General features: G+C 71.0%; 20 protein-coding genes. 13 read left to right on the top strand and 7 right to left on the bottom strand.

The features are described from left to right. Positions 1-59 precede the first annotated feature (59 nt). The 10 genes from ftsW (at position 60) to AB0B91_RS13495 (ending at position 11,830) form a co-directional block, all read left to right on the top strand. The gene (gene ftsW / locus AB0B91_RS13450; RefSeq protein ID WP_358319174.1) at positions 60-1,292 is read left to right on the top strand and encodes a putative lipid II flippase FtsW; all 1,233 of its coding nucleotides are present in this window, start codon (positions 60-62) and stop codon (positions 1,290-1,292) included. Between the two features lie 12 nt (positions 1,293-1,304). Further along, positions 1,305-2,381, top strand: coding sequence for an undecaprenyldiphospho-muramoylpentapeptide beta-N-acetylglucosaminyltransferase (murG, locus tag AB0B91_RS13455; protein ID WP_358318560.1), 1,077 nt, complete (start codon positions 1,305-1,307; stop codon positions 2,379-2,381). After that, the gene (murC, locus tag AB0B91_RS13460) at positions 2,378-3,778 is read left to right on the top strand and encodes a UDP-N-acetylmuramate--L-alanine ligase (RefSeq protein ID WP_358318561.1); all 1,401 of its coding nucleotides are present in this window, start codon (positions 2,378-2,380) and stop codon (positions 3,776-3,778) included. The genes murG and murC overlap by 4 nt, the downstream gene beginning before the upstream one ends. Positions 3,779-4,024: 246 nt before the next feature. Beyond that, complete coding sequence (locus tag AB0B91_RS13465; protein WP_358318562.1) at positions 4,025-4,687, top strand: FtsQ-type POTRA domain-containing protein; 663 nt, start codon at positions 4,025-4,027, stop codon at positions 4,685-4,687. 458 nt (positions 4,688-5,145) lie between these two features. Continuing rightward, positions 5,146-6,594, top strand: coding sequence for a cell division protein FtsZ (gene ftsZ, locus AB0B91_RS13470; protein ID WP_358318563.1), 1,449 nt, complete (start codon positions 5,146-5,148; stop codon positions 6,592-6,594). Between the two features lie 312 nt (positions 6,595-6,906). Beyond that, complete coding sequence (locus AB0B91_RS13475) at positions 6,907-7,629, top strand: YggS family pyridoxal phosphate-dependent enzyme (protein ID WP_358318564.1); 723 nt, start codon at positions 6,907-6,909, stop codon at positions 7,627-7,629. A 142-nt stretch (positions 7,630-7,771) separates the two neighbouring features. Further along, positions 7,772-8,272 (top strand): cell division protein SepF, encoded by a 501-nt coding sequence (gene sepF, locus AB0B91_RS13480; protein WP_358318565.1) that lies wholly within the window; start codon positions 7,772-7,774, stop codon positions 8,270-8,272. 80 nt (positions 8,273-8,352) lie between these two features. After that, positions 8,353-8,646, top strand: a complete 294-nt coding sequence (locus AB0B91_RS13485; protein WP_219538409.1) for a YggT family protein — start codon at positions 8,353-8,355, stop codon at positions 8,644-8,646. Positions 8,647-8,753: 107 nt separating this feature from the next. Next, positions 8,754-9,629: a DivIVA domain-containing protein gene (locus tag AB0B91_RS13490; RefSeq protein ID WP_219538410.1), complete on the top strand. Its 876-nt coding sequence runs from the start codon at positions 8,754-8,756 to the stop codon at positions 9,627-9,629. A 41-nt stretch (positions 9,630-9,670) separates the two neighbouring features. Then, complete coding sequence (locus tag AB0B91_RS13495; protein ID WP_358318566.1) at positions 9,671-11,830, top strand: hypothetical protein; 2,160 nt, start codon at positions 9,671-9,673, stop codon at positions 11,828-11,830. Positions 11,831-12,083: 253 nt separating this feature from the next. On the opposite strand, the gene ileS is transcribed toward AB0B91_RS13495, so the two are convergent. Continuing rightward, positions 12,084-15,230: an isoleucine--tRNA ligase gene (gene ileS, locus AB0B91_RS13500; protein WP_358318567.1), complete on the bottom strand. Its 3,147-nt coding sequence runs from the start codon at positions 15,228-15,230 to the stop codon at positions 12,084-12,086. Positions 15,231-15,671: 441 nt separating this feature from the next. On the opposite strand from ileS, the gene AB0B91_RS13505 reads away from it, so the two are divergent. Genes AB0B91_RS13505 through AB0B91_RS13515 form a run of 3 tightly spaced genes read left to right on the top strand, consistent with a single transcriptional unit; the run spans position 15,672 to position 17,525 of the window. Beyond that, the gene (locus AB0B91_RS13505) at positions 15,672-16,061 is read left to right on the top strand and encodes a TraR/DksA C4-type zinc finger protein (protein WP_214637658.1); all 390 of its coding nucleotides are present in this window, start codon (positions 15,672-15,674) and stop codon (positions 16,059-16,061) included. Next, positions 16,025-16,603, top strand: a complete 579-nt coding sequence (gene lspA / locus AB0B91_RS13510; RefSeq protein WP_308127526.1) for a signal peptidase II — start codon at positions 16,025-16,027, stop codon at positions 16,601-16,603. The genes AB0B91_RS13505 and lspA overlap by 37 nt, the downstream gene beginning before the upstream one ends. Then, positions 16,596-17,525, top strand: a complete 930-nt coding sequence (locus AB0B91_RS13515) for an RluA family pseudouridine synthase (RefSeq protein WP_358318568.1) — start codon at positions 16,596-16,598, stop codon at positions 17,523-17,525. Before lspA ends, AB0B91_RS13515 begins: the two co-directional genes overlap by 8 nt. A gap of 8 nt (positions 17,526-17,533) precedes the next feature. Here AB0B91_RS13515 and AB0B91_RS13520 read toward each other — a convergent pair whose 3' ends face one another. The 6 genes from AB0B91_RS13520 to AB0B91_RS13545 are packed head-to-tail and all read right to left on the bottom strand — an operon-like array spanning position 17,534 to position 24,098. After that, positions 17,534-18,934, bottom strand: a complete 1,401-nt coding sequence (locus AB0B91_RS13520) for a protein kinase (RefSeq protein ID WP_358318569.1) — start codon at positions 18,932-18,934, stop codon at positions 17,534-17,536. A gap of 10 nt (positions 18,935-18,944) precedes the next feature. Next, on the bottom strand, positions 18,945-19,256 hold the full coding sequence (locus tag AB0B91_RS13525; RefSeq protein ID WP_358318570.1) for an AzlD domain-containing protein: 312 nt from the start codon (positions 19,254-19,256) through the stop codon (positions 18,945-18,947). Further along, a complete protein-coding gene (locus AB0B91_RS13530) occupies positions 19,253-19,915 on the bottom strand; it encodes an AzlC family ABC transporter permease (protein WP_358318571.1) in 663 nt (220 codons plus the stop codon). The genes AB0B91_RS13525 and AB0B91_RS13530 overlap by 4 nt, the downstream gene beginning before the upstream one ends. 10 nt (positions 19,916-19,925) lie before the next feature. After that, positions 19,926-20,771: an AraC family transcriptional regulator gene (locus AB0B91_RS13535; RefSeq protein ID WP_358318572.1), complete on the bottom strand. Its 846-nt coding sequence runs from the start codon at positions 20,769-20,771 to the stop codon at positions 19,926-19,928. A 5-nt stretch (positions 20,772-20,776) separates the two neighbouring features. Then, complete coding sequence (locus AB0B91_RS13540; protein ID WP_358318573.1) at positions 20,777-22,357, bottom strand: serine/threonine-protein kinase; 1,581 nt, start codon at positions 22,355-22,357, stop codon at positions 20,777-20,779. A gap of 10 nt (positions 22,358-22,367) precedes the next feature. Further along, positions 22,368-24,098: a serine/threonine-protein kinase gene (locus AB0B91_RS13545; protein ID WP_358318574.1), complete on the bottom strand. Its 1,731-nt coding sequence runs from the start codon at positions 24,096-24,098 to the stop codon at positions 22,368-22,370. Positions 24,099-24,908 lie beyond the last annotated feature (810 nt).

Here is a 24,908-nt window from a genome sequence, read left to right on the forward strand (position 1 = left end):
GCACGACCACTTCTCCGCAGGCTCCGGAGCGGCCACCGCAGAGCGCGGTCGAAGGGCCGATCGGCTGGATCCGCGACCAGCTCGCCGTGGTCAAGGAGCTGCTGGAGAAGCCGCTGACGACCTACTACCTCATCCTCGGCTGCAGCGGGCTGCTGCTCGCGCTCGGGCTGATGATGGTGCTGTCCGCCTCCAGCATCGAGGCGATGCAGAAGACCGGCGACCCGTTCACCTGGTTCGCCAAGCAGTCGCTGTCGGCCGGCATGGGCGTGCTGCTCATGTGGGCCTGCTCGCGGCTGCCGCACAAGTTCTTCCGCTGGGCGGGCTACCCGCTGATGGCGCTGGCGTTCATCGGCCTGGTCATGGTGCTGTTCATCGGCACGTCCCAGCTGGGCGCGCAGCGGTGGATCGACGTCGGCTCGTACAGCATCCAGCCGTCGGAGCCCGCCAAGCTGGCCCTCGCGCTGTGGGGAGCCGACCTGCTGGCCCGCCGGGCGCGGCATGGCCGCATCGAGTGGCGGCAGCTGCTGATCCCGCTCATGCCGGGCACCGCGCTCCTGGCCGTCATGGTCATGCTCGGCCGCGACCTGGGCACCACGCTGGTGCTGTTCCTGGTCTTCCTGTCGCTGCTGTGGGTGGTGGGCGCGCCGGTGAAGCTGTTCGGCGGCATCCTGTCGCTCGCCGTGCTGGCCACGCTGATCATGATCAAGGTGGAGCCGTACCGCATGGCGCGCATCGGCGCCTTCCTCGACCCGTGGGCCGACGCGCAGGGCGACGGCTACCAGGCCGTGCAGGGGCAGATCGCGATGGGCTCCGGGGGCTGGTTCGGGCTCGGCCTGGGCAGCAGCCGGGCGAAATGGAGCTGGCTGCCCCACGGCGAGAGCGACTTCATCTTCGCCATCCTCGGCGAGGAGCTCGGGCTGATGGGGACCCTGATCGTGGTGGTGCTGTTCGGGCTGCTCGGCTACGCGGGCCTGCGGGTCGCCTCCCGGGTCAAGGACTCCTTCGTCCGGCTCGCCGCCGCCGCCATCATCGCCTGGATCGTCGGGCAGGCCGTCGTCAACATGGGCGCGGTGCTCGGCGTGGTGCCCATCACCGGCATCCCGCTGCCGCTCGTCTCCTACGGCGGGTCGGCGCTGTTGCCCACCCTCGCGGCCCTGGGGATGCTCCTGTCCTTCGCGAAACGCGAGCCAGGCGCACGTGAGGCTCTGGCCGCTCGTGGCCCCGGACCGGCCGCACGGGCCCTAAGCTGGCTTGGCCTGGGGGGAACGACCAAAGGCCGAGTGAGACGTTAGGGAGTGACCGACATGAGGGTGGTCCTCGCCGGTGGCGGGACGGCCGGGCACATCGAGCCGGCTCTCGCCCTTGCGGACGCGCTGCGCCATCTTGACCAGCGCATCGGCATAACCTGCGTGGGCACCGAACGCGGGCTCGAAACCCGCCTGGTCCCGGCCAGGGGATACGAGCTCGAGCTGGTGCCGGCCGTGCCGCTGCCGAGGGCGATCACGCCGCGGCTGCTGACCGTGCCCGGACGACTGGCGGGGGCGGTCAACGCGGTGGCGGCGATACTCGACCGGGTCCAGGCCGACGTCCTGGTGGGCTTCGGCGGCTACGTGGCCACCCCCGCCTACCTGGCGGCCAAGCGGCGCGGCCTGCCGATCGTGGTGCACGAGGCCAACCCGCGGCCCGGCCTGGCCAACCGGCTGGGCGCCCGGCTCACCGACCACGTCTTCACCGGCTTCCCCGACCACGTGCTGGGCAAGGCCGAATACATCGGCACCCCGCTGCGCCGCGAGATCGTCACGCTCGACCGGCTGTCGATGGGCGACAAGGCGCGCTCCTGGTTCGGGCTGCAGACCGACCGGCCCACGCTGCTGGTGTTCGGCGGCTCCCAGGGGGCCAGGTCGCTCAACGAGGCCGCGCTGGCCGCCGCGCCCATCCTGCGCTCGGCGGGGGTGCAGGTGCTGCACGTGCTCGGCCCCAAGAACACCGTCGAGCGCGAGCCGCCGCCGGGCGACCCCCAATACGTTCTGCTGCCCTACGTCGATCGCATGGATCTCGCGTACGCGGCCGCGGACTTCGCCCTGTGCCGCAGCGGCGCGCTGACCTGCGCCGAGCTCACGGCGGTCGGGCTGCCCGCCGCCTACGTGCCCCTGCCGCACGGCAACGGCGAGCAGCGGATCAACGCCGAGCGCATCGCCGCGGGCGGTGGTGGGTTCGTGGTCGGCGACGCCGACCTGTCATCTGATTGGATCGTCCACAACGTCCTTCCGGTGCTCCACAGTCCCGAGCGGGTCGTGGCCCTGTCGGAGGCCGCCTCCAGACTCGGCCGGAAGGACGCCGATATCATTCTGGCCAGGAAAGTGTTGGAGATAGTCCGATGAGTCTCGTCAAGCTGGTCGATCCCGTCGCCGCAGAAGAGCTGGGGCGCGTGCACTTCATCGGCATCGGCGGCGCGGGGATGTCAGGGATCGCCCGCATCCTGCTCAAGCGCGGGGTACGCGTGTCCGGCAGTGACGCCCGCAGCACCGAGCAGGTGAGCGAGCTGCGTGAGCTGGGCGCGATCGTGCACATCGGCCACGCCGCCTCCCACATCAGGGACGTCGACACCGTGGTGGTGTCCACCGCGATCCGCGACTCCAATCCCGAGCTGGGCGAGGCGCTCAAGCAGGGGCTGCGGATCATCCCGCGGGCCGCCGCGCTCGCCTCCGTGATGGCCGGGCGCACCGGCGTCGCCGTCGCGGGCACCCACGGCAAGACCACCACCGCCTCGATGCTGACCGTGGCGCTGCAGAAGTGCGGCGCCGACCCGTCCTACTGCGTGGGCGGCCAGCTCGTCACCACCGGGCTGGGGGCCGACGAGGGGTCGGGCGAGGTGTTCATCGCCGAGGCCGACGAGAGCGACGGCTCGTTCCTCATGCTGGCGCCCGACATCGCCGTGGTGACCAACGTCGAGGCCGACCACCTCGACAACTACGGCGATCCGCGGGCCGTGCACGACAGCTTCGCCCGCTTCGCCGAGCGCATCGGGTCGCTGCTGATCGCCTGCGCCGACGACCCCGGCGCGGCGGAGCTCGCCGACGTGGCGCGGGCGCGCGGCCTCAAGGTCATCACGTACGGCGAGACGGGCGACTACCGCGTGAGCGATGTCCGGCCCGACGGGTTCGGCACCACATTCACTATCGAGGGCATGGGCGAGGTCCGGCTGGCCGTCCCCGGGGCGCACAACGCGCTCAACGCCACCGCCGTGGTCGCCGTGGCCGTGGCGCTGGGGCTGCCGTTCGAGGAGATCAGAGACGGGCTGGCGACCTTCACCGGGGCCAAGAGGCGCTTCGAGGCCAAGGGCGAGGCGGGCGGGGTCGCGGTGTTCGACAGCTACGCCCACCACCCGACCGAGCTGTCCGCGGACCTCCGGGCCGCGCGTGACGTGGTGGCCTCCTACTCTGGCAGCGGGCGGGTCATCGCGGTCTTCCAGCCGCACCTCTACTCGCGCACCAGGTTCTTCGCCGAGGAGTTCGGGGCGGCGCTCGGGCTGGCCGACGAGGCGATCGTGCTCGACGTCTACGGGGCCCGCGAGGACCCCGAGCCCGGCGTCTCGGGCGCCATGGTGGCGGACCGCGTGCGGCTGCCCGAGTCACAGGTGGTCTACGCTCCGGACCGCGCCTCCGTGCCCGCCCTGGTGGCGGGCCGGGCCCGGGGTGGCGACATCGTGCTGACGATGGGGGCGGGCGACGTGACCGAGCTGGGCCCGCAGATCCTCGCGGAGCTCTCCGCGGGATGACACCGCGGTCCCTGAGGGGCCGCGGACTCTCAGGGACGGTGCTCCCGCATGGCCGGTGGCCGCCGCCGGTCGGTGGATGGTGGGGCCGGTGGTCGCGGGTGCTCGGGTGGTGGTGGTTCTGGCGTGGCGCCACGGGCGCTCGGGCGGTGTGTTCTGGCGTGGCGCCGTGGGCGGTGGCCGCGGGCGGCGTAGGTTCGGTGGCGCACGGCGTGTCGGTTGCGCGAGGCGGGCGACCTTGGGAGGGCGATGAAGGCGCGCGACGCTTTCCTGGCGCTGCTGACCGCCGGAGTGGTCGGCACCGCCGCCTGGCTGGTGTTCTTCTCACCGGTGCTCGGCGTACGTTCGATTGACATCGTGGGAAATGTCACAGTGCCTGCTGAGCGCATCGAACAGCAGGCCGGAGTGCCCCAACTGCACCCGCTGGCCACCGTCGACCTCGCCGGGGTGGAGGGCCGCGTGATGAAGATCAGGCAGCTCGCCTCGGCCAAGGTCGACCGGGTCTGGCCGGGCACGCTGAGGATCGAGGTGGTCGAGCGCGAGCCGGTCGCCGCGGTCACGGCCGGGGGGAAGGCGGCGCTGATCGACAAGACGGGCGTCGTCATCGAGATCAAGGACACGGTCCCGCCCGGCCTGCCGGCGCTCAAGGTGGACCGACCGGCCGCCGGAGACCCCACGACCATGGCCGCGCTCCAGGTGATCCAGTCGCTGCCCGACGATCTCGCCGCCAAGGTACGGCTGGTCCGCGCCTCCTCACCCGACGGCGTGTCGCTGGAGCTCTCCGACGGCCGCAGCGTGGTCTGGGGCGGCTCCGACCGGGGCGCGGACAAGGCCCGCATCCTGGCGTCCCTCCTGCGGCGCAAGGCCGACGTCTATGACGTGAGCTCACCCGACGTGGTGACGCTCAAGTGAGTGAGCCCGGCGCAGGCACCGAGACGGGAGCCGCTGGGGCCGAGGCGGATCGCCGGCGTTCGCCATCGGCGTGATCCACGGATGGGGATGGGGCGTCCTAGGGGATATGCGTCGCATAAAGGGCGACGCGCCCGTCAAACTGCGCCAAACGTGCCGCCGGGCGATGGCCGAGCCTGTCCGGGATAGGGGTCCCGGCGTGAGAGCCTTAACACGGCGCGTGGCAGAGGAGGACCCCGACCAGGCGTGACGACGGAGCGAAACGGACAGCCCGCGACACGCCGGACGTGCTTGCGGCGCGGTTAGTTGACCCGCCTGGAGCGTAACTCCTACTGTCCGTATCAATCCTCAGGTTGACATAAATCTGAATCTCAACTTGAGGTTGAGAGTTAACGAAGCAAGTGAACGCGGAGACGATCCGCACCGAAATGGCAAGTCAACGAGCGGAAAGGCCCCTCGTCGTGGCAGCACCGCAGAACTACCTCGCGGTCATCAAGGTCGTCGGCATTGGCGGCGGCGGAGTGAACGCCGTCAACCGGATGATCGAGGAGGGACTCAAGGGCGTCGAGTTCATCGCGATAAACACCGACGCCCAGGCGCTGCTGATGAGTGACGCCGACGTCAAACTCGACGTGGGCCGCGAGCTCACGCGCGGGCTGGGTGCCGGCGCCAACCCCGATGTGGGGCGCAAGGCGGCCGAAGACCATCGCGAGGAGATCGAGGAGGTCCTCAAGGGGGCCGACATGGTCTTCGTGACCGCGGGCGAGGGAGGCGGCACCGGCACCGGCGGCGCGCCCGTCGTGGCCAACATCGCCAGATCGCTCGGCGCGCTCACGATAGGCGTAGTGACCCGGCCGTTCAGCTTCGAGGGCCGTCGCCGGGCCTCCCAGGCCGAGGCCGGCATCGAGACCCTGCGCGACGAGGTCGACACGCTGATAGTGATTCCCAACGACCGGCTGCTGTCGATCTCCGACCGGCAGGTGAGCGTGCTCGACGCGTTCAAGGCAGCCGACCAGGTGCTGCTGTCCGGTGTGCAGGGCATCACCGATCTGATCACCACGCCCGGCTTGATCAACCTCGACTTCGCCGACGTCAAGTCGGTCATGTCCGGCGCGGGTTCGGCGCTGATGGGCATCGGCCACGCCCGCGGTGACGACCGCTCGGTCGCCGCGGCCGAGATGGCGGTCTCCAGCCCGCTGCTGGAGGCCAGCATCGACGGCGCTCACGGCGTGCTGCTGTCGATCGCCGGCGGCTCCGACCTCGGCCTGTTCGAGATCAACGAGGCCGCCCAGCTCGTGTCGATGGCGGCCGCGCTCGACGCCAACATCATCTTCGGTACGGTCATCGACGACGCGCTCGGCGACGAGGTGCGGGTCACCGTGATCGCCGCCGGGTTCGACGACGTGCCGCCGCCGGTGGAGAAGCCGCTGCCGCGCCCGCAGAGCCGCCCGGCCGCCGCGCCCACGGCCCCGCCCGTGTCGTCGCCGGTACGACCGAGCGTGCCCAGCGTGAAGGCCGAGCCCGCGCCGCAGCGTTTCGAGCCGCGCCCCGAGCCCCGTCCCGAACCGCGTCCCGAGCCGCGCGCCGACTTCAGGCCGGAGCCTCGCCCCGAGCCTCGTCCCGAGCCCCGCGCCGATCTCCGCCCCGAACCGCCCCGCCCGGACCATGGCTCCGACTTCCGGGGCGACCACCGGGCCGAGCCGATGCGTCCGATGGACAACGCGCCCGAGCCAGTCCACGAGCCGATCGCCGACGAGCCCTCCGGCCCCGTCTCGATCCCCCGCCCCACGCCCGAGCCCGCCAATCCGCCCACGCCCATCACCTCCCGCATGTCGGAGCCCGCCAAACGCCGTCCGGTGGTTTTCGAGGAGCAGGAGGAGGAGCTCGACGTCCCCGACTTCCTCAAGTAGCCCGACTCTCCGCCGCTCCTTCCTCACCGGCCTCCAGGGGCCTCACCGGGGGAATGGAGCGGCGCAGCCGCGTCCGGGGTCGGTTCGGGAAGTCGCTCATGGCGTCGGCCCGGGGTGCCGGAGTGATCGAACTCACTTGCCTCGTCACGGCGGCCGGCCCCGTGCGGGGTCAGCGGCCGTCTTCCTGGAGGCCCCCGGCCCCGTGCGGCGGGTGGGGCCCACCGGGCTTGCCGTACCGGAAAGAAGAGTGCCGCACCACACGGGAGGCGCGCCTGTGGCACAGAGACACACGAGCCGAACGGAGAGGTGGACGTGAGCGTGAGTACGGACGAGGGCCGGCGGACGCGGCGGGATGAGATCGCGGCCGGGCTGGCGGAGGTGCGGGAGCGGATCGGCGAGGCGTGCCGGGCGGCCGGGCGTGATCGCGATGAGGTCACCCTGATCGCCGTGACCAAGACCTACCCCGCCTCCGACATCCGTCTCCTCTATGAGCTCGGCGTCCGCGAGGTCGGCGAGAACCGCGACCAGGAGGCCGCCCCCAAGGCGCGCGAATGCCAGGACCTGCCGCTGACCTGGCACTTCGTCGGCCAGTTGCAGACCAACAAGGTCCGTTCCGTGGTCTCCTACGCGGATGTGATCCATTCCGTGGACCGGGCCCGGCTCGTCGAGGTGATCAGCCGCGAGGCCGGCAAGCAGGGGCGCCAGGTCGGCTGCCTCGTACAGGTGGCGCTGGACGACGACCCGGCCAGAGGCGGCGCCAGGCCCGCGGACGTGCCGGAGCTCGCCGACCTGATCGCCGCGGCTCCGCACCTGTGGCTGGGCGGGCTGATGGCCGTGGCGCCGCTGGGCGAGGAGCCGGGTAAGGCGTTCGCCCGGCTGCGAGAGTTGGCCGCCGCCGTGCGGGAGCGCCACCCCCATGCCACGATGCTGTCGGCGGGCATGAGCGATGACCTCGGCGCGGCCGTCGCGCATGGCGCGACACACGTTCGGGTCGGTACGGCGTTGCTCGGTCGTCGCAAGCCCTTCGTCAGGTAATGTCCCGTCAAGTGGGTCTTACAGGCCCGCCACTACCCAGTAGAGGTCGATCAGCGGTGAGCTCCAAGGGGGTGCGGCTGCCGCCTCGGACCCGGCGACAGGCCCGAGCGAGTGCGACCATGAGCAGGAGGACGACGTAGCGATGGCCGGCGCGATGCGCAAGATGGCGGTCTACCTCGGTCTCGTGGAGGACGACCGCTACGAGAGGTACGAGACCTACCCGGACGAGTACGCCTACGAGGATGAGCCCCCGCGAACCGGCGAGGAACGGGCCGTAGCGGTCCAGGACCGCGACGATGAACCTGACACAGGCGTCCCCGCGCCGAGGCCATCCACGACCGTCCTGGAGCGCCGTACGACCGATCTGGCGCGCATCACCACGCTCCATCCCCGGACCTACAACGAGGCCCGGACGATCGGCGAGCACTTCCGCGATGGCACCCCGGTCATCATGAACCTGACCGAGATGGTTGACAGCGACGCAAAACGCCTGGTCGATTTCGCGGCAGGTCTGGTCTTTGGCCTACATGGCAGCATTGAACGTGTTACCAACAAGGTGTTCCTGTTGTCCCCAGCCAATGTCGAGGTGACCGCCGAGGACAAGGCTCGAATCGCGGAACGCGGGTTCTTCAACCAGAGTTAGAGTCTCTGTATGTCTATCGCACCCAACCCGGTCTCACAGAGGCCGGGCGGGCGCATCAGAAGTGGAGGCGCGGCCAGGCCGTGGGGATCGTAAGTCAGATCTTGGTCGTAGTCCTGTCTCTGTATCTGGTGCTGCTCATCGGCAGGATGATCTTTGAGACGGTCCAGGCGTTCGCCAGGCAGTGGCGCCCCTCCGGCGTCGTGCTGGTGCTCGCCGAGGCCACGTACACCGCAACCGACCCACCTCTCAAGTTCCTCCGCCGTTTCATTCCCCCGCTCCGGTTGGGTACGGTGGCCTTTGACCTAAGCTTCACTGTCCTCTTCATCGTCGTTCTGATCTTGATCCAGATCGCTGGATCGCTGGGCGCGCGGTGATGGAGGGCCGTGTCCCCCCGGTCGTGATCCAACTCGTGTCCGCGCTGAAGTGATTCGGGTTAACCGTCCCTCCGGACAGACTCCAAGCGCGCCAAGGAGACCAAAAGATGCCGCTGACGCCCGCTGATGTGCGGAACAAGCAGTTCAGTACCACCCGGCTACGGCCGGGCTACGACGAGGAAGAGGTCGACGCCTTCCTCGACGAAGTCGAGGCTGAGCTTGACCGCCTGATCCAAGAGAACGAGGAGCTCCGCGCGAAGCTGGCCGAGTGCCTGCGCGGAAAGGTGCCCGGGGGCATGAGCATGCCCATGGCCTCCGCGCCGGTCCAGGAGCAGCCGAAGCCCGAGATGATGGCGCCGCCGCAGCCGGAGCCCATGCGGGCCCCCGAGCCGCAGCAGCAGCCCCAGCCGGTCCCCGTCGCCATGAACATGCCTCCGGCCGAGGACAACATGGACACCGCGGCCCGCGTGCTCGCGCTGGCCCAGCAGACCGCCGACCAGGCGATCTCCGACGCCCGCCGCGAGGCCGACGAGACCGTCACCCGCGCCCGCCGCGAGGCCGACGAGATCCTGACCAAGGCTCGCCGCCAGGCCGAGCAGGTCATCGGCGACGCCCGCGCCCGCGCCGAGACGCTCGAGCGCGACGCGCAGGAGCGCCACCGTCAGGCCATGGGTTCCCTCGTCCAGACCCGCGACGAGCTGGAGCGCAAGGTCGAGGAGCTGCGCAGCTTCGAACGCGAATACCGCAGCCGCCTCAAGCTCTACCTGGAGAACCAGCTCGCCGAGCTGAACGTCTCCGCGGAAGGCAGCGGTGGCTTCCCCGTCATGACGGGCGGTGGTCCTTCGGCGGCTGCTCCGGCCATGTCGCACGCGGTCCCCCAGGGCGCTCAGCAGCCTCTTCCCGGTGGCCCCAACCCCTTCGGCGGTGAATCCCCGCAGGGCGCTTTCCCCGGCGGTGACGGTCCGCACAACGACCGCCGGTAAAGTAGCGGGTCACCCGGACCCGTCACTCGAAAGAGCCCTTTGTGATCCTAATCAGTGCTGGTTTGGTGCTCGCGGCGGTTGTCTTGCTGATCGCGGGCTTCGTTCTGGCAAAGCCGTTCCTGATCATGTGGTCCATCGTGGTCAGCGTGCTGTCCGCGCTGTTCCTGGTGATCGGGGCGCTGCTGCGGCGTCACGAGCTGTTTCCCGGTGGTGGGCGGGCCGCTGCGCCGGCCACCCCGCCGGTGGGGCTCACGCCTGTCGGCATGCCGCACGGCCAGACCCAGCCAGGCCCGATCGGTGCCCCCATGGGAGCGCCGCCGTCGCCGCGTCCACCGACGCTCCAGCGGACGGTCACCGCACCGGCGCAACGCCGTCCCGCGGTGCGCGGCATCTCCCCGGACGCGCTGGTCCTGGTGATCCCCGGACGCAAGCGCTACCACGTCCCGGGTTGCCGCCAGCTGATCGGACGGGATCAAGAGGAGCTCACGTACGAGGAGGCGCGCGAGGAGGGCTTCACGCCCTGCACGGCGTGCCTGCCGGACGCAGCGCTCGGCGGACGGCAGCTGCCGCCTGCCGCCGGCCCCGAGCCCGCCGTCACCCCCAAGCCCGGCGGCCCTGAGTCCGCCGTCACCCCCAAGCCCGGCTCCGAGCCTTCGCCGGCTCCCAAGGTCCCCGCGGACCTCCGGGCCGAGGCGCCCGGGTCCACGCGCGACCTGCGCCCCCCGGTGTCCGCCGGTGCGGCCCAGCCGAAGCCCGACTCGAAGGCTTCCACCCCCGCCCCGGACGCCGACGCCCCGGCCGAGCCGACCGGATGGTTCGCCCGCCCCCCGGCGGAGCCCGCCCCGTCGAGCGGCACGCGAAAGCCCGCCACTCCGGGGCCTGGCACGGAACCCCCGGCCGCCGACCCCTCCGCGGGTCCGAGGCTCGCCCCTTACATCACCACCATGCCGTCGTCCGGCCCGCCATCGCCCGGCAAGCCCGGGTCCGATCGGCCGCCGTCCGGTCAGCCCAGAGGCGACCAACCCTCGTCCAGCAGGTCCGGGGCGGGTCAGCCGTCATCCAGGCAGCCCGGTTCCGGTCCGTCCAGGGGTGGCCAGCCGTCGTCCAGCAGGTCCGGGGCGGGGCAGTCCACGGGTGACCAACCGTCTACCGGTAAGCCCGGGAGCGGCAAGCCTGGAGCAGGTGGGTCCGGAGAGCGTCCGTCGGCTTTCGCCGCAGAGGGCCGTGACCAGAGTCGTGGCGGCGCGGACCGTGGTGCCTCCGAGCGTGCTGGTCAAGATCGTGGCGCCTCGGAGCGTGCTGGTCAGGACCGTGGCGCCTTCGAGCGCGCTGGTCGAGATCGTGATTCCGCCCCGGACCTCGACGACTCGGGGCCCGTGACGGCGCCTCAGCGTGCCATACAGCCGGGTGATCCCGCGCCGGAGCGTTCCGCGCCGGGTAAGGCCGGTCGGCCGTCGTCGGGGCAGTCCGAGCGCCCCACCGCGGTGCCCGAACGTCCCGCCTCGGCCGCCGAGTCCGCTGCCAAGCCTCAGGGCCCCCTGCCTAAGGGGCCGAGCGCGTCAGGCAAGCCTCAGCGGCCCGAGTCCGGCAGCGGGGCTGGCGGGGTCGGTAGCGGGTCCGGGGGCAAGGGAGAGCGGTCCGAGTCGGTGGGCGGGACCGTGATCATGCCTGTGCAGTCCGGACCGGCCTCTGGGGCTACGTCCAAGCCCGAGCGTGCCGAGCCTACGAGCGGGGCACGTCCGGCAGGGGCGAAGCCCGCTGCGGGAACGACGCCTGCGGAGAGCACGCCCGCAGAAAGCGCTAAGGCGGCTGAGAGCGCCAAGGCAGCTGAGAGCGCTAAGGCGGCTGAGAGCGCCAAGGCAGCGGCCAGAACGTCCGAGCCCGCGCCCGCCAAGCCGGACAGTGCCGCTGCCAAGCGCGGCAGCTCCGCGTCCGGTGCGGAGACTCCAGGCAGGGGAGACACCGCTCCTGCCAAGGAAACGACGGCCAAGGGCAAGTCCGACGGAGAAGGCGCGGCGAAGGCCGGACGGTCGGTCACCGTGAAGGTCATCGTGGGCACCAGCCGCTACCACAGCACCGCCTGCCCCCTCATTCGAGGCGCGGGCGAAACCGGCGTGGAGACCATGACGATCACGCAAGCCGAGTCGGCCGGCCTGACGAGCTGCTCCGTCTGCCAGCACGAGCGCGAGTCCGTCAGCTGACCGACTGCGAGTGAGTCCGCGTGTGTAACCGGCTGCGCGACCGTGAGTTGCCCCGGCTATACGAGTGGAGTCCGTCGGCTGCGCGACCGTGAGTCGTCACGGACGAGCGCGAGTCTGTGGGTCGGGCGGCCGAGAGTGGGTGGGCCAGAACGGGCCGCGAGGTCGTTCGCTGAGGGACCGCGGGTCTACGGCCGCGAGTCCGTCAGCCGAAGGGGACGCGCCCGCATGGCGCGTCCCACAACGTACGGTTCCGTCAGGCGCGGCGTAGCTGGAACGTCAGCCCCAGGTCCGTGTCCGAGTGTGACGGCAGCCCGTCCTCAGCGCCCTCTGTGACGGTCGTGGCGAGTACCTCGTCCGCCACCACCTGCCACCCCGACCGCAGCGCCTGCACCGCGGCCGGGTCGGAGGCCGACCACCACAGGGAGATGCGGTCGGTGATGGACAGGCCGGTCGACTTGCGGGCTTCCTGTACCAGGCGGATGACCTCGCGCAGCAGGCCGGCCTGGCGCAGCTCGTCGGTCAGCTCCAGGTCGAGCGCCACCGTCTCGCCGGTGCCCGTGTCGACGGCGCCGGTCTCGACGGCCCAGCCGGAGCGGGGCTGCTCGGTGACGATCACGTCGTCGGGGCCGAGTGACACCGTGCCCAGCTCCGGAACGTCCACCGTGGCGGAGGAACCGGAGCGGAGGGTGCGGGCCAGGGAGGCGGCGTCCACCGTGCCGACGGCCGCCGCCACCAGCTTGGTCTGCGAGCCGAACCGCTTGCCGAGCGCCCGGAAGTTGGGCTTGACGGTGTAGGACACGAGATCGGCGCTGAAGCCGGACATGTCCTCGAGAGCCTGGACGTTCAGCTCGTCGGCGATCAGGTCGCGCAGTTCCGGCGGGAGCGAGGGCCAGCCGTGTGCTCCGACCAGGGCCCGGCCGAGCGGCTGGCGGGTCTTGACGCCCGACGAGGCGCGGGCCGAGCGGCCCAGCTCCACCAGCCGCCGTACCAGTGCCATCCGCTCCGACAGCGCGGGGTCGAGCAGGTCGTCGCGTACGGCGGGCCACGAGGTCAGGTGGACGGAGGAGGGCGCGCCGTCGCCGCGCAGCACGTCCCACAGGTAGTCGGTGACGAACGGCGCGATGGGCGCCATCAGCCGCGTGACCGTCTCCAGGCACTCGTACAGCGTCGCGAACGCGTCGGCCGACCCCTGCCAGAAGCGGCGGCGCGAGCGGCGCACGTACCAGTTGGACAGATCGTCGAGGAACTCGGCCAGCCGGCGCCCGGCCCGCTGGGTGTCGAATTCGTCCAGCGCGGCCGTGACCTCGGCCACCGTCCTGTGCAGCTCCGCCAGTGCCCAGCGGTCGAGCAGCGGACGCTCGGCCGCGGGGGTCGCCTGCGCCAGGCGGTCGGGAGACCATGACTCGGCGTTGGCGTAGAGGGTGAAGAAGGAGGCCGTGTTCCAGTACGTCAGCAGGACCTTGCGGACGATCTCCTCAAGGGCGTTGTGCCCCACGCGGCGGGCCGCCCACGGCGAGCCGCCGCAGGCCATGAACCAGCGCAGCGCGTCGGCCCCGTGCTCGTCCATCAGCGGCATGGGCTCCAGGATGTTGCCCAGGTGCTTGCTCATCTTGCGGCCGTCCTCGGCCAGGATGAGCCCGAGGCAGAGCACGTTCTCGTAGGACGACTGGCCGAACACCAGCGTGCCCACGGCCATCAGCGAGTAGAACCAGCCACGCGTCTGGTCGGTCGCCTCGCAGATGAACTGCGCCGGGTAGACGCCCTCCGGCTTGCCGCGCGCGCCCCACTGGGCGAACGGCATGGAGCCGGAGTCGTACCAGGCGTCGATGACGTCGGGCACGCGGCGGGCCTCGGCCGAGCACGACGGGCAGGGGAAGGTGACGTCGTCGACGTACGGGCGGTGCGGGTCGAGCGCGGAGACGTCGCGGCCGGCGAGCGTGCCCAGCTCCTCCATCGACCCGACGCACGTCACGTGGGACTCGTCGGCGGTGCACACCCACAGCGGCAGCGGGGTCCCCCAGTAGCGGGAGCGCGACAGCGACCAGTCGACGTTGTTGCGCAGCCACTCGCCGAAGCGGCCCCACTTGATGGTGTCGGGGTACCAGTTGGTCTTGGCGTTCTCGGCCAGCATCTGGTCCTTGACCGCGGTGGTCCTGATGTACCAGGAGGGGAGCGCGTAGTAGAGCAGCGGCGTGTGGCAGCGCCAGCAGTGCGGGTAGCTGTGCTCGAAGTGGCCGCCGCGGAACAGCAGGCCGCGGGCCCGAAGGTCCTCGGTGAGGCCCTCGTCGGCGTCCTTGAAGAACTGGCCGCCGACCATCGGCACGTCGTCCAGGAAGCGTCCGTCGGGCCCGATCGGGTTGACGACCGGCATGTCGTAACGCTTGGTCACGACCAGGTCGTCGGCGCCGAACGCCGGAGCCTGGTGGACCAGCCCGGTGCCGTCCTCGACCGTCACGTAGTCGCCGAGCACCACGTAGTGGGCGCCGGGGATGTCGACCAGGTCGAACGGCCGGGTGTAGGAGGTGTGCTCCAGTTCGCGGCCGGTGAAGCGGGCCACCTCGGTCGCGCCCTCGCCGAGCACCGACAGCAGCGGCTCGGCGACGACCAGGACCTCGCCGTCCGCCGTACGGGCCGCGACGTAGGTCACCTCGGGGTGTACGGCCACAGCGGTGTTGGAGACCAGCGTCCACGGCGTCGTCGTCCACACCAGCAGGGCGGCGCCGAGCTCGCTCAGCGGGCCGGAGGTGACAGGCATGCGCACGTAGACCGACGGGCTGGAGACGTTCTCGTAGCCGCCGGGCTGGCCCAGCTCGTGGTCGGACAGGCCGGTGCCGCAGCGCGGGCAGTAAGGAGTGATGCGGAAGTCGCGGAACAACAGGCCCTTGTCGAAGACGACCTTGAGCGACCACCAGACCGATTCGATATAGGACGGGTCCATGGTCCGATAGGCGGTGGACAGGTCGATCCAGTAGCCCATCCGCTCGGTCATCTGCTCGAAGGCGTCGACATGGCGCAGCACGGATTCGCGGCATTTGGCGTTGAACTCCGCGATGCCGTATTCCTCGATGTCCTTCTTACCGGTGAGGCCGAGCTCTCGCTCGATGCCGACCTCGACCGGCAGGCCGTGGCAGTCCCAGCCCGCCTTGCGCGGCACGCTGAAGCCGCGCATCGACTTGTAGCGGGGGAACAGGTCCTTGAACACCCGGGCCTCGACGTGGTGGACGCCGGGCAGGCCGTTGGCGGTGGGCGGGCCCTCGTAGAAGGTCCAGGAGGGGTTGCCGTCGTTCTGCTCGACGGACCGCTCGAAGATCTTCCCGTCCCGCCACCGGTCGAGGACCTCGCGCTCGAGCGCGGGCAGGTCGACCTGCGCGGGAAGAGGGCGGAAAGAAGGGGAAGACATCTCGGGCGGGCCTCCACGCGATCACTGGCTGACAGGTCGGCGTGAAGGGACGAAGCCGTGCGGCTCCGCGGTACCACCCTTCTTGACCTCAGGTGAGGCCCTCTTCATTTCTTGCTGCGGCCGGGTCTAGTGAGCTCGCGAGAGCCGTTCTTCCGGCGGCTCCGGGGTGATATCCCTCACAGCGGGGCCCCATCAACGCCTTGCAGCTTCACACGATAACGCAGAGTGGACCGCAAAGCTTCCGCGTTTGCAGTGAGCAGGTAGCGAACTCGTAAAGCCCGACAAAGTTGTGGGAACGCGCACGGCAGCGGAGGCGTTGAACCGCCGGGGCGGGATAGTACGGGAGAGGTAAATCGTCCGGCGGGTCGTTTGCTGTTCTGTTATGGGAGACCTAAGCTGCCCGCACCATTTACGGCCTTGGTTCAGCCTGGAGGTAGCACCATGACGCCAGTCACGCAGACCGCTACACCGCCGATGTGGTCGGAGGAGGAGCTCGCCGAGGTCCGCGGCCAGCTGCAGAGCGAGATCGACGAGCTCAACACCGACATTCTTCGCCATGAGTCGGAGATCGCCTCGGGTGACGTCACCCAGGGAGCGGGTGACGACCAGGCGGACGCGGGTGCCAAGACGTATGAGCGCGAACGCGAGATCGCCCTTACCCTGAATGCACGCGACCTGGTCGCGCAGAACGAACGTGCGATCGCCAGGATCGACGCAGGGACCTATGGAGTGTGCGAATCGTGCCACAAGCCGATCGGCAAGGAACGCCTGCAGGCGTTCCCGAGGGCGACGCTGTGCGTGACCTGCAAGCAGAAGGAGGAGCGCCGGTAGAGGGGCGGCGCGGCCGCCTCTTCGCGGTCCTCGTCGTGCTGGCGGTCGTGATCTACGCGGCAGATCTGATCAGCAAGACGATCGTGCTGCGGACGCTCGAGGGCAAGGCGCCCCTGGTGGTGATCCAGGACGTGCTGCAGCTCCGGGTGATCTTCAATTCCGGTGCCGCCTTCAGCCTCGGCACCGGGATGACGATCGTCTTCACGTTCATCGCGACGGGCGTGGTGATCGCGATCCTCCGCACGGCCCGCAAGATGCGCAGCCTGCCGTGGGCGATCACCCTGGGGCTGCTGCTCGGCGGGGCGCTGGGCAACCTGACCGACCGGCTGCTGCGCTACCCCTCCGGCATCGGCAGGTCCATCCAGTTCCAGGGCCACGTGGTCGACTGGATCGAGGTGCTGCCGGGGCACTTCCCGGTGATCGACTACTTCCCGGTGTTCAACGTGGCCGACTCGGCCATCGTGTGCGGCGGGATCCTCGCGGTGATCCTGGCCTGGCGGGGCTACCAGATCGACGGCACCAGGGAGGTCAAGCATGGCTGACCAGCGTAGTCTGGCCGTGCCCGACGGGCTGGAGGGTGAGCGGCTCGACGCCGCGATCTCGCGGCTGTTCGGCTTCTCCCGCACCCGCGCCGCCGAGCTGATCGTCGCGGGCGAGGTGCTCGTCGACGGCCGCTCGCCCGCCAAGTCCGACCGCGTGCACGCCGGCGCCTGGCTCGACGTGACGCTCCCGCCGCCGGTCAGCATGCCGATGCCGGTCGCCGAGCCGGTTCCCGGCATGGCGATCGTGTACGAGGACGACGACATCGTCGTGGTCAACAAGCCCATCGGGGTGGCCGCCCACCCGACGGTCGGCTGGACGGGACCGACCGTGATCGGCGGTCTGCTCGGCGCCGGCCACACGGTCGCCACCAGCGGCGCGGCCGAGCGGCAGGGCATCGTGCACCGGCTCGACGCCAACACGACCGGCGCCATGGTCGTGGCCAAGAGCGAGCACGCCTACTCCCACCTCAAGCGCGCCTTCAAGGAGCGTACGGTCGACAAGCGCTACCACGCGCTCGTGCAGGGCCATCCCGACCCGTTCAGGGGCACGGTCGACGCGCCCATCGACCGGCACCCGTCCGGCGACGGCAGGTTCGCCGTGGTCGCCGGGGGCAAGCCGTCGGTCACCCATTACGACACGATCGAGGCGTTCCGGGCAGCCTCGCTGCTGGACATCAAGCTGGAGACCGGCCGCACGCACCAGATCCGGGTGCACATGGCCGCGCTCCGCCACCCATGCGTGGGCGACCTGATGTACGGCGCCGACCCGACGATCTCCGCCCGGCTGGGCATCACGCGGCAGTGGCTGCACGCGGTGTCACTCGGCTTCGAGCACCCGAGCTCGGGCGAGTGGCTGTCGTTCTCCACCGACTACCCGGATGACCTGCGGCGGGCCCTCGACATCGTGCGCGAGGAGTCCTGACCGGCCGATTACTCGGCGGCGTCCTCGCTGTCGTCGGCAGGGGGGACATCGGTGGGCTCGGTGGCCTTCTTCGTGGTCTTGGTGTTCTTCTCGGGGGTCTTGCTCTTGCTGGGCGTGGCCGAGGCCTTCTCGGTCGGCTTGTTCTTCGTCGGCGTGCCGGTCGGGCTCGGGGTGGGCTCCCCGGTCCGGCCTGTGGGGGCCGGGGTGTCCTGCCGTACCGGGTTCTGGTAGGTGGTCGGCCGTGTGCGCGTCGGCGCGGGGGTCGGGCCCGAAGGGCTGACGCTGGAGGTGCGCACCACGGCCGGGACCGTCGTCGGTGAGCGGACGCCGGTCTGCCGGTTCGTCCACCACGCCGCGCCCGCGGTCAGGACCGCGAGAGCGAGCGTGCACGCCGCCACCGCGGTCAGCGGCGGCCGGCGCTGCCTGCCGGGCGCGGCTGTGCCGAGGCCAGCCGCTGGGGCCGCTTCATCCACCGGGTCGGGCGCGGACATGGCGCCGGGCCCGGCCATCGCGCCCGCGTCCGCCGCCGCGTCCCGTACAGGCACCTGGAGCGGCACCGGGATGCCCACCGGCGCGGTGGACTCCACGGAATCGCTGATCATCACGCGGTGCAGCCGATGCTCGGCCTCGTCCAGCGTCATCCGCTCGGCCGGATCCTTGCGCAGCAGCCCGAGTATGACCGGGGCCAGCATGCCCGCGCGCGCCATCGGGGCCGGCTCGGAGTGCAGGACCGCGCCCAGCGTGGCCAGCGCGTGCGGGCGCTGGAACGGCGAGTGGCCCTCGACGGCGAAGTACAGGGTCGCGCCCAGCGCCCACAGATCCGAGGCGACGCGTGCCTCGCCGCCCGCCGCCCGCTCGGGTGCCATGAACGCGGGCGTGCCGACCAGCACCCCGGTCCTGGTGACGGGCGTCTCTCCCTCGGTGGTGGCGATGCCGAAGTCGGTGAGCACCGCCCGGCCGTCCTCGGTCAGCAGCACGTTGTCCGGTTTGACGTCGCGGTGCAGGACCCCGGCGGCGTGCGCGGCGCGCAGCGCCTCCAGCAGCTGCACCCCGATGTCGGCCGCGTCGGCCGGTGGCATCGGGCCGTCGTCGCGCACCAGCTCGCCGAGGGTGCGCGAGTGGATGAGCTGCATGACGATCCACGGGTGGCCGTGCTCTTCGAGCACGTCGTAGACGGTGGCGACGCCGGGATGCGCCACCCGCCCCGCGGCTCTGGCCTCGCGGAAGGTACGGACGCTGAACACGTCTCGCTCGGGGTCGGTCAGGTCCGGAGGGGGATGGATCTCCTTCACCGCCACGTCCCTGCCGAGCACTTCGTCATGGGCCTGCCAGACGGTTCCCATCCCACCCTGGCCGATGGTCTTGATCAGCCGGTAACGTCCACCGACCAGCAGCGCAGAATCGGACATGCCTCCGCGTCTACCCGATAAAGACCCGGACAAGCGCGGTGATTGCTGCCGCTGTGGCCAGAATGACCAGGAATGGGGCGCGGAGCAGGAGCGCCACCACGGCCGCGCACAGCCCGGCCGTCCGGGCGGGGTCGAAGCGCAGCTCGCCGTGCTCGGCGAACATCTGCACCGCGATCAGCGCGGCCAGCAGCGCCACGGGCACCAGTTCGGCGAAGCGGCGGACCCGGGGATGGTCGAGCACCCGGCGCGGCGCCGCCAGCCCGGCCAGTTTGAGCGCGTAACACCCGGCGCACACCGCCGCGATCGCCCACCACAGCGTCATCGGACCAGCACCACCAAGACGACGACCGCCGACAGCAGCACCGGCACGCCCGGCGGGAAGAACGGGGTGGCGCACAGCGCGACCCCCGCGCCGGCCACCGCCAGCCACCTGAGCTGGACGCTGCCCGCCAGGCGCGGCCACAGGATGGCCAGGAACGTGGCCGGGCCGACCACGTCCAGCCCGAACATCCCCGGATCACCGAGGAACGACGTGCCGAGCGCTCCGGCCAGCGTGGTGAGGTTCCAGGTGACGTACAGGCTGGCGAACGTGATCGTGAATCCGACGCGCGCCGTCTCGGGCGACGGCTGGGCGAGTGTGACGGCGGTGGTCTCGTCGATCACGCCCTGCGCGGCGAGCAGCCTGCGCGGGCCGCGTACCCGCAGCAGATCGGCCAGGCGCAGCCCGTAGAGGGTGTTGCGGCCGCCCAGCAGCAGTGCGCCCGCGGCGGCCGCCACCAGATCGCCGCCCGCGCCCACCGCGCCGGCCAGCGCGAACTGCGAGGCGCCGGTGAACGCCAGCAGGCTCAGCACGCATGCCTGCGCCACGCTGAGGCCCGCGGTGATCGCCGCGGCGCCGAAGGCGAGCCCGGACAGCCCCACGGCCAGGCCCACGCCCAGACCGTCCCGTATGGCGGCGGAACGGTGTGTTGTCTGTTCCATGCAGGTGACGCTAGGTGAGGTGGGGATCGCCAGTCTTGTACGTTCCTGCTGCACGCTGGTAGGCCGCGGGTGGAACGCCCACGATGCGCTTGAAGTGGCGGTTCAGGTGAGCCTGGTCGGTGAAGCCCACTTCGGCGGCCACCTGTGCCGGCCGTACCCCCGAGTTCAGGAGGTGGCGCGCCCGCTGGATCCGCAGCGAGGTCAGGTAGGCGTGCGGCGGCAGGCCGGTCGCCGCCTTGAACGCGCGCAGCAGCGGGAACGGCCGCGCCCCGACGGTCAGCGCGAGATCGTCCAGCGACGGCGGGTCCACCAGGCTCTCGTGCAGCAGGTCCAGCGCCTCGGCGACCGCCCGCCCGCCCTCGGCGGGCAGGACGGCGGACGGGCGCGGCGTGGCGTGCCGGATCAGCAGGCGGGCGAAGAAGCCGCGCATCAGCGACTGGGCGGCCAGCGCGTCACCGCGCTCGGCGGTCAGGTGTGCCCGGCTGAGCAGCGTCGCCACCGCCGGGTCCCGCACCACCTGCTCGGGGAAGAACGGCGTCGCGTACGGCAGGCCGAGCTCGGCCGCGAGCTCCGAGAGCGCCTCCACCGACGGGTAGAGCATCCGGTACGACCAGCCGCCCGCCATCCCGGGTTGGCCGGTGTGCACCGAGTCCGGGTTGACCAGCACCACTTCGCCCGCGCCAGCCCGGTGCAGGCTGCCCCGGTAGTCGAACTCCTCCACGCCCTGGAGGATGAGGCCGATCGCGTAGCCGTCGTGCACGTGCCGGGCGAAACGGTGGGTGACGTAGCGGGCCTTGAGCAGGTCCACCTGGGGCACCGCCGGGTGCCGCCAGAAGAGCGCCTGTTCCTGCTCCATGGCCGTCACTCGGGCCTGAACGTCTTGACGAACTGGTCGAAGTAGCGCCGGTCCTGGTCCCAGCGCGCATCGGTCGTGTCCCAGTAGAGGGCGTAGTGGCGGCCGTCGGCGGTGCGGAAGCCCCGGTTGATCACGTGGATCAGCGTGCCGCCACGCTGCCGGGTGAACTCCCAGTCGGCGGCCGACCGGCCGAGGTAGGTCGTGGACCTGATGGCGATCCGGTCATAGCCGACGAACTCGCCCTTGGCCTGGATCTCCTTCTCCAGCTCCACCCAGGCGCGCGCGGGATCGGCCATGGGCTTCTCGGGGACGGTCCACTCGACGATCAGCATGCCCGGCGTGCCGGGGCCGGTGACGGTGATGCTGTCCCTACTGGGGCTCTTCTTGGCCTGCCAGCCCTGGGGGATGCCGATCGAGAAGTCCCCGGCGGAGTTGGCGAGCCGGCGCCAGCCGGTGGGCAGACGTGGCGTGGCGGGGGTGGTGGACGGTTCGGGGGTGTCCGTGGGGGTGGACGACGGCTCGCGGCTGGGGGTCGAGGTGGGTGTCGGGGCCGGGGTGCTCACCGGGGGCGACTGGGAGGTGGTGACGACGTACCAGCCGCCCGTGCCCAGCGCCGCGACGGCGAGCACGGCCGCGGGCACGCCCAGGAACCACCCACGCCGCCGGGCCCGCAGGGAAACGGTCCCCGCGGGCCCCCGATCGCCAGGCCCGGTCACGTCCGACCAGGACGCGCCAGGGCCGGGCGGGGGCGCCGGAGGTCCGGCATATCCGTACGGGGCGGGCTCGGACGCGGCGGCCCGCAGCAGATGGGCGGCCTCGTCGGCGGACATGCGCGCGGCCGGGTCCCGCTGCAGCAGGCCCATGATCACCGGGCCGAGCACGCCCGCCCTGGCCGGCTGTCCGGGCAGATCGCGCAGCACCGCCGCGACCGTGGCCGCCCATGAGTCCCGTTTGAACGGCGGCACACCCTCGACTGCCGCGTACAGCGTCGCGCCCAGCGACCACAGATCGGACTCGGGCCGGGCGGGCTCACCGTTGAGGCGTTCGGGCGGCATGTAGGCGGGCGTGCCCACCAGGCCCCCGGTGGCCGTCAGACCGGCCTCGGCCTCCAGCGAGGCGATGCCGAAGTCGGTGAGCACCACCCGGCCGTCGTCGGCGAGCAGCACGTTCTCGGGCTTCACGTCGCGGTGCAGCACACCGGTCGCGTGCGCGGCCCGCAGCGCGTCGAGCACCCGGCCGCCGATCAGCGCGGCCTGCGCGACCGGCAGCGGCCCGTGCTCGCGGATCACCTCGGCCAGCGACCGCGAGCGGATCAGCTGCATGACGATCCACGGGCGGCCGCCCTCCTCGACGACGTCGTGGATGACGATCACCGAGGGGTGGTCGAGGCGGCCCGCCGCCCTGGCCTCCCTGATGGTCCGGCGATTGAGCTCGGCCCGCTTGTCGTCACCGACGCCGGTGTAGCGGACCTCCTTGATCGCGACCGTACGGTCGAGCAGTTCGTCGTAGGCACGCCAGACCACGCCCATCCCGCCCTCGCCGAGCGGTTCGATGAGCCGGTAGCGGTTGCTGACCTGCCTTTCCACGCAGAAAAGCCTACTTCGGGATGAAGGTCGCGGCGAACGTGTCGAAGAAGTGCTTGTCCTTCTTCCACCGACTGGAGAGGTTGTGCCAGTAGATCGCGTAGCCGCGGCCGTTGGCGATGAAGCCGCGGTTGCGGACCCTGGTCGGGCCGGTGTTGGTGTTCCAGGTGAAGTCCCAGTCCGCCGCGCCGTCCATGTAGTCGACCGCCTTGATGCTGATCTTCTTGTAGCCGCCGAACCCGTATTTGGCGGTCTTCTCCTGCCTCTTCCAGTCCTTGACGGGGTCCTTGCCGGGGTTCTCCGTCATCTCGAACATGATGTACGCGTTGCTGCCCGCGCCCTTGCCGTGGAACGCGATCTGGTTGCTGCTGTGTCTGTACTTCGTCCAGCCCTTCGGCAGCGCGACGGAGAACTTCAGCTTCTTGTTGGTGTACATCTTCCAGCCCTCCGGCGCCGAGGCGGCCGTCTTGGTGGGCTTGGGCGTGGCCGTTGGCGTCGGAGACGGGGGTGGGGTGGACGGCGGGGCGCTGCTCGGCGGGTTCTTCGTCGGGTCGGCGCTGGCCACGGGCTGCTTGGCGGACTCCTTGGGAGATGAGGTGACGGACGCGGACTTCGTATCGCCGTCTTCAGGGCTGCCCTTGGCCGAGCGCAGGCCGAGATAGCCGCCCAGACCCGCCACGAGCACGACCGCGACGAGCACGCCGATGATCGGGCCCCACCGGCGGCCGTCGGGCCTGACGGCGTTCCTGGTGGACGGGAGCTGCTCCTCGCCACGGTCGCCGGTCGCCGGGGTGAACCGTAAACCGGTCTCGGGGACGGGGGCGTCCGGGACGACCAGGTCGGGGTCGGTCGGAGTCTCGTCCACGGCGGGCGGGATCACCGCGGTCGGCGCGGGCGCCGACATCGGGGACTTCCGTGGCCGTTGCTGCGTGATGACGGCCCGCAGCAACTCGCCGGTCTCCTCGTAACCGAGGCGCTGCACCGGCTCCTTGGTCAGCAGGCCGCTGATCACGCCGGAGAGCGGCCCGGCATGGGGCGCCGGGTCGGGTTCGTCGGTCAGTACGGCGTGCATGGTCGCGAGCGCCATTCCGCGCTCGTGTGGCGAGCGGCCTTCCACCGCCGTGTACAGGGTCGCGCCGAGCGACCACAGGTCCGACTCGCGCCGCGCGGGCAGCCCTTTGAGCCGCTCGGGCGCGATGAACGCCGGAGTGCCCGCCAGCCCCGTCACCGTGAGCTGCGTCTCCGTCTCCAGCGTCGCGATGCCGAAGTCGGTGAGCACCACCCGGCCGTCATCGGCGAGCAGCACGTTCTCCGGCTTGACATCCCGGTGCAGGACGCCGGCCTCGTGCGCGCGGTGCAGCGCGTCGAGTACGGCCAGGCCGATCTCAGCCACCCGTTTGGGCGGCAACGGCCCGTCCTGCTTGATCACTGCTCCCAGGGAGCGTGACTGGACGAGCTGCATAACGATCCAGGGACGACCGTCCTCTTCGATCACGTCATGTACGACGATCACGTTGGGGTGCTCGAACCTGGCCGCGGCCCTCGCCTCGCGCATCGTGCGCCGGTTCAGCAACTGCACTTCGTCACCCAGGGCGGCGGCGTATCTGACCTCCTTGACCGCGACGGTGCGGTCGAGAAGTTCGTCATGGGCTCGCCAGACGATGCCCATGCCACCCCTGCCGATGGGTTCCTGCAGTTGGTAACGACCGGCGATGCGGCGTCCGTCCCGCTTGCGATCCGACATCAACGGCCTCGTACCCTCCTCTAGGCCAAGAAATACTCCCATAGCGAGGGATCAACGGCGACTCGCCTGAAGGCTAGTCCGCTATGTGAGAAGGGAAGTCCAGCAGGTGGAGGACCGGGTGTAAGGTTCAGACATGACTTGTCGCTACGCGTTTACCGAGCCGGCTCCGGGAGGGCCGGTCGGCTAGCGACACCCGGAGTCGGCAACAGGCAGAGACGCCATCGTCTCTGCCTTTTTGATTTCCCGCCGGTTCCAGGGGAGCCGGCCGATGTGGGGAGCCGAAATGTCATCGACCTTGGAACGGCACGTGGTCACCGTGGGCGGGCTTCGGGTGGGCGACGGCCCGGCCGTGGTGATCAGCCGGACCAGCCTGCGCGGGCCGGGCGGTGCCACCGAGATGTGGCGCGCGCGTGACGGGGTGACGCTGGTCGAGCCGGGCTCGGCGGCCGACCTGCCGGCGATCGCCGGGGCGGCCGACGGGGTGGTCATCGGGGCGGCGTGGACGCGCGACATCCCGCTGGTGCGGGCCGTGGCCGGGCTGGGACTGCCGGTGGTGGTGGAGCGCCGGGCGTCGGCGACGCTGGAGGAGTGGCTCGGGCTGGCCGACTACTGCGCCCTGGAGTGCGACGACCGGGTGATCCTTTGCGAGACGGGACGGCTGGACCTGGGGCTGCTGCGGGCCGCGCGGGCGGCGTCGGGGCGGCCGGTGCTCGCGGACGTGAGCGCGGACCTCGGGCTGTCCGCGGCGGTGGTGGCGGCGGGCGCCGACGGCCTGATCGTGTCCCGCCCTCCGGCGGACGGGCCGGAGGG

The organism is Nonomuraea sp. NPDC049141, assembly GCF_040648415.1.
In the GTDB taxonomy this organism is placed as follows: Bacteria; Actinomycetota; Actinomycetes; order Streptosporangiales; family Streptosporangiaceae; genus Nonomuraea.

Bases quoted from the DNA above. Each gene is read 5' to 3' on its own strand.
- AB0B91_RS13490 (WP_219538410.1), top strand. From the start codon at position 8,754: ATGCCGCTGACGCCCGCTGATGTGCGGAACAAGCAGTTCAGTACCACC.
- AB0B91_RS13525 (WP_358318570.1), bottom strand. From the start codon at position 19,256: ATGACGCTGTGGTGGGCGATCGCGGCGGTGTGCGCCGGGTGTTACGCG.
- AB0B91_RS13505 (WP_214637658.1), top strand. From the start codon at position 15,672: ATGACGCCAGTCACGCAGACCGCTACACCGCCGATGTGGTCGGAGGAG.
- ileS (WP_358318567.1), bottom strand. From the start codon at position 15,230: ATGTCTTCCCCTTCTTTCCGCCCTCTTCCCGCGCAGGTCGACCTGCCC.
- AB0B91_RS13520 (WP_358318569.1), bottom strand. From the start codon at position 18,934: ATGTCCGATTCTGCGCTGCTGGTCGGTGGACGTTACCGGCTGATCAAG.
- sepF (WP_358318565.1), top strand. From the start codon at position 7,772: ATGGCCGGCGCGATGCGCAAGATGGCGGTCTACCTCGGTCTCGTGGAG.
- AB0B91_RS13535 (WP_358318572.1), bottom strand. From the start codon at position 20,771: ATGGAGCAGGAACAGGCGCTCTTCTGGCGGCACCCGGCGGTGCCCCAG.
- AB0B91_RS13530 (WP_358318571.1), bottom strand. From the start codon at position 19,915: ATGGAACAGACAACACACCGTTCCGCCGCCATACGGGACGGTCTGGGC.
- murC (WP_358318561.1), top strand. From the start codon at position 2,378: ATGAGTCTCGTCAAGCTGGTCGATCCCGTCGCCGCAGAAGAGCTGGGG.
- AB0B91_RS13515 (WP_358318568.1), top strand. From the start codon at position 16,596: ATGGCTGACCAGCGTAGTCTGGCCGTGCCCGACGGGCTGGAGGGTGAG.
- AB0B91_RS13465 (WP_358318562.1), top strand. From the start codon at position 4,025: ATGAAGGCGCGCGACGCTTTCCTGGCGCTGCTGACCGCCGGAGTGGTC.
- AB0B91_RS13545 (WP_358318574.1), bottom strand. From the start codon at position 24,098: ATGTCGGATCGCAAGCGGGACGGACGCCGCATCGCCGGTCGTTACCAA.
- murG (WP_358318560.1), top strand. From the start codon at position 1,305: ATGAGGGTGGTCCTCGCCGGTGGCGGGACGGCCGGGCACATCGAGCCG.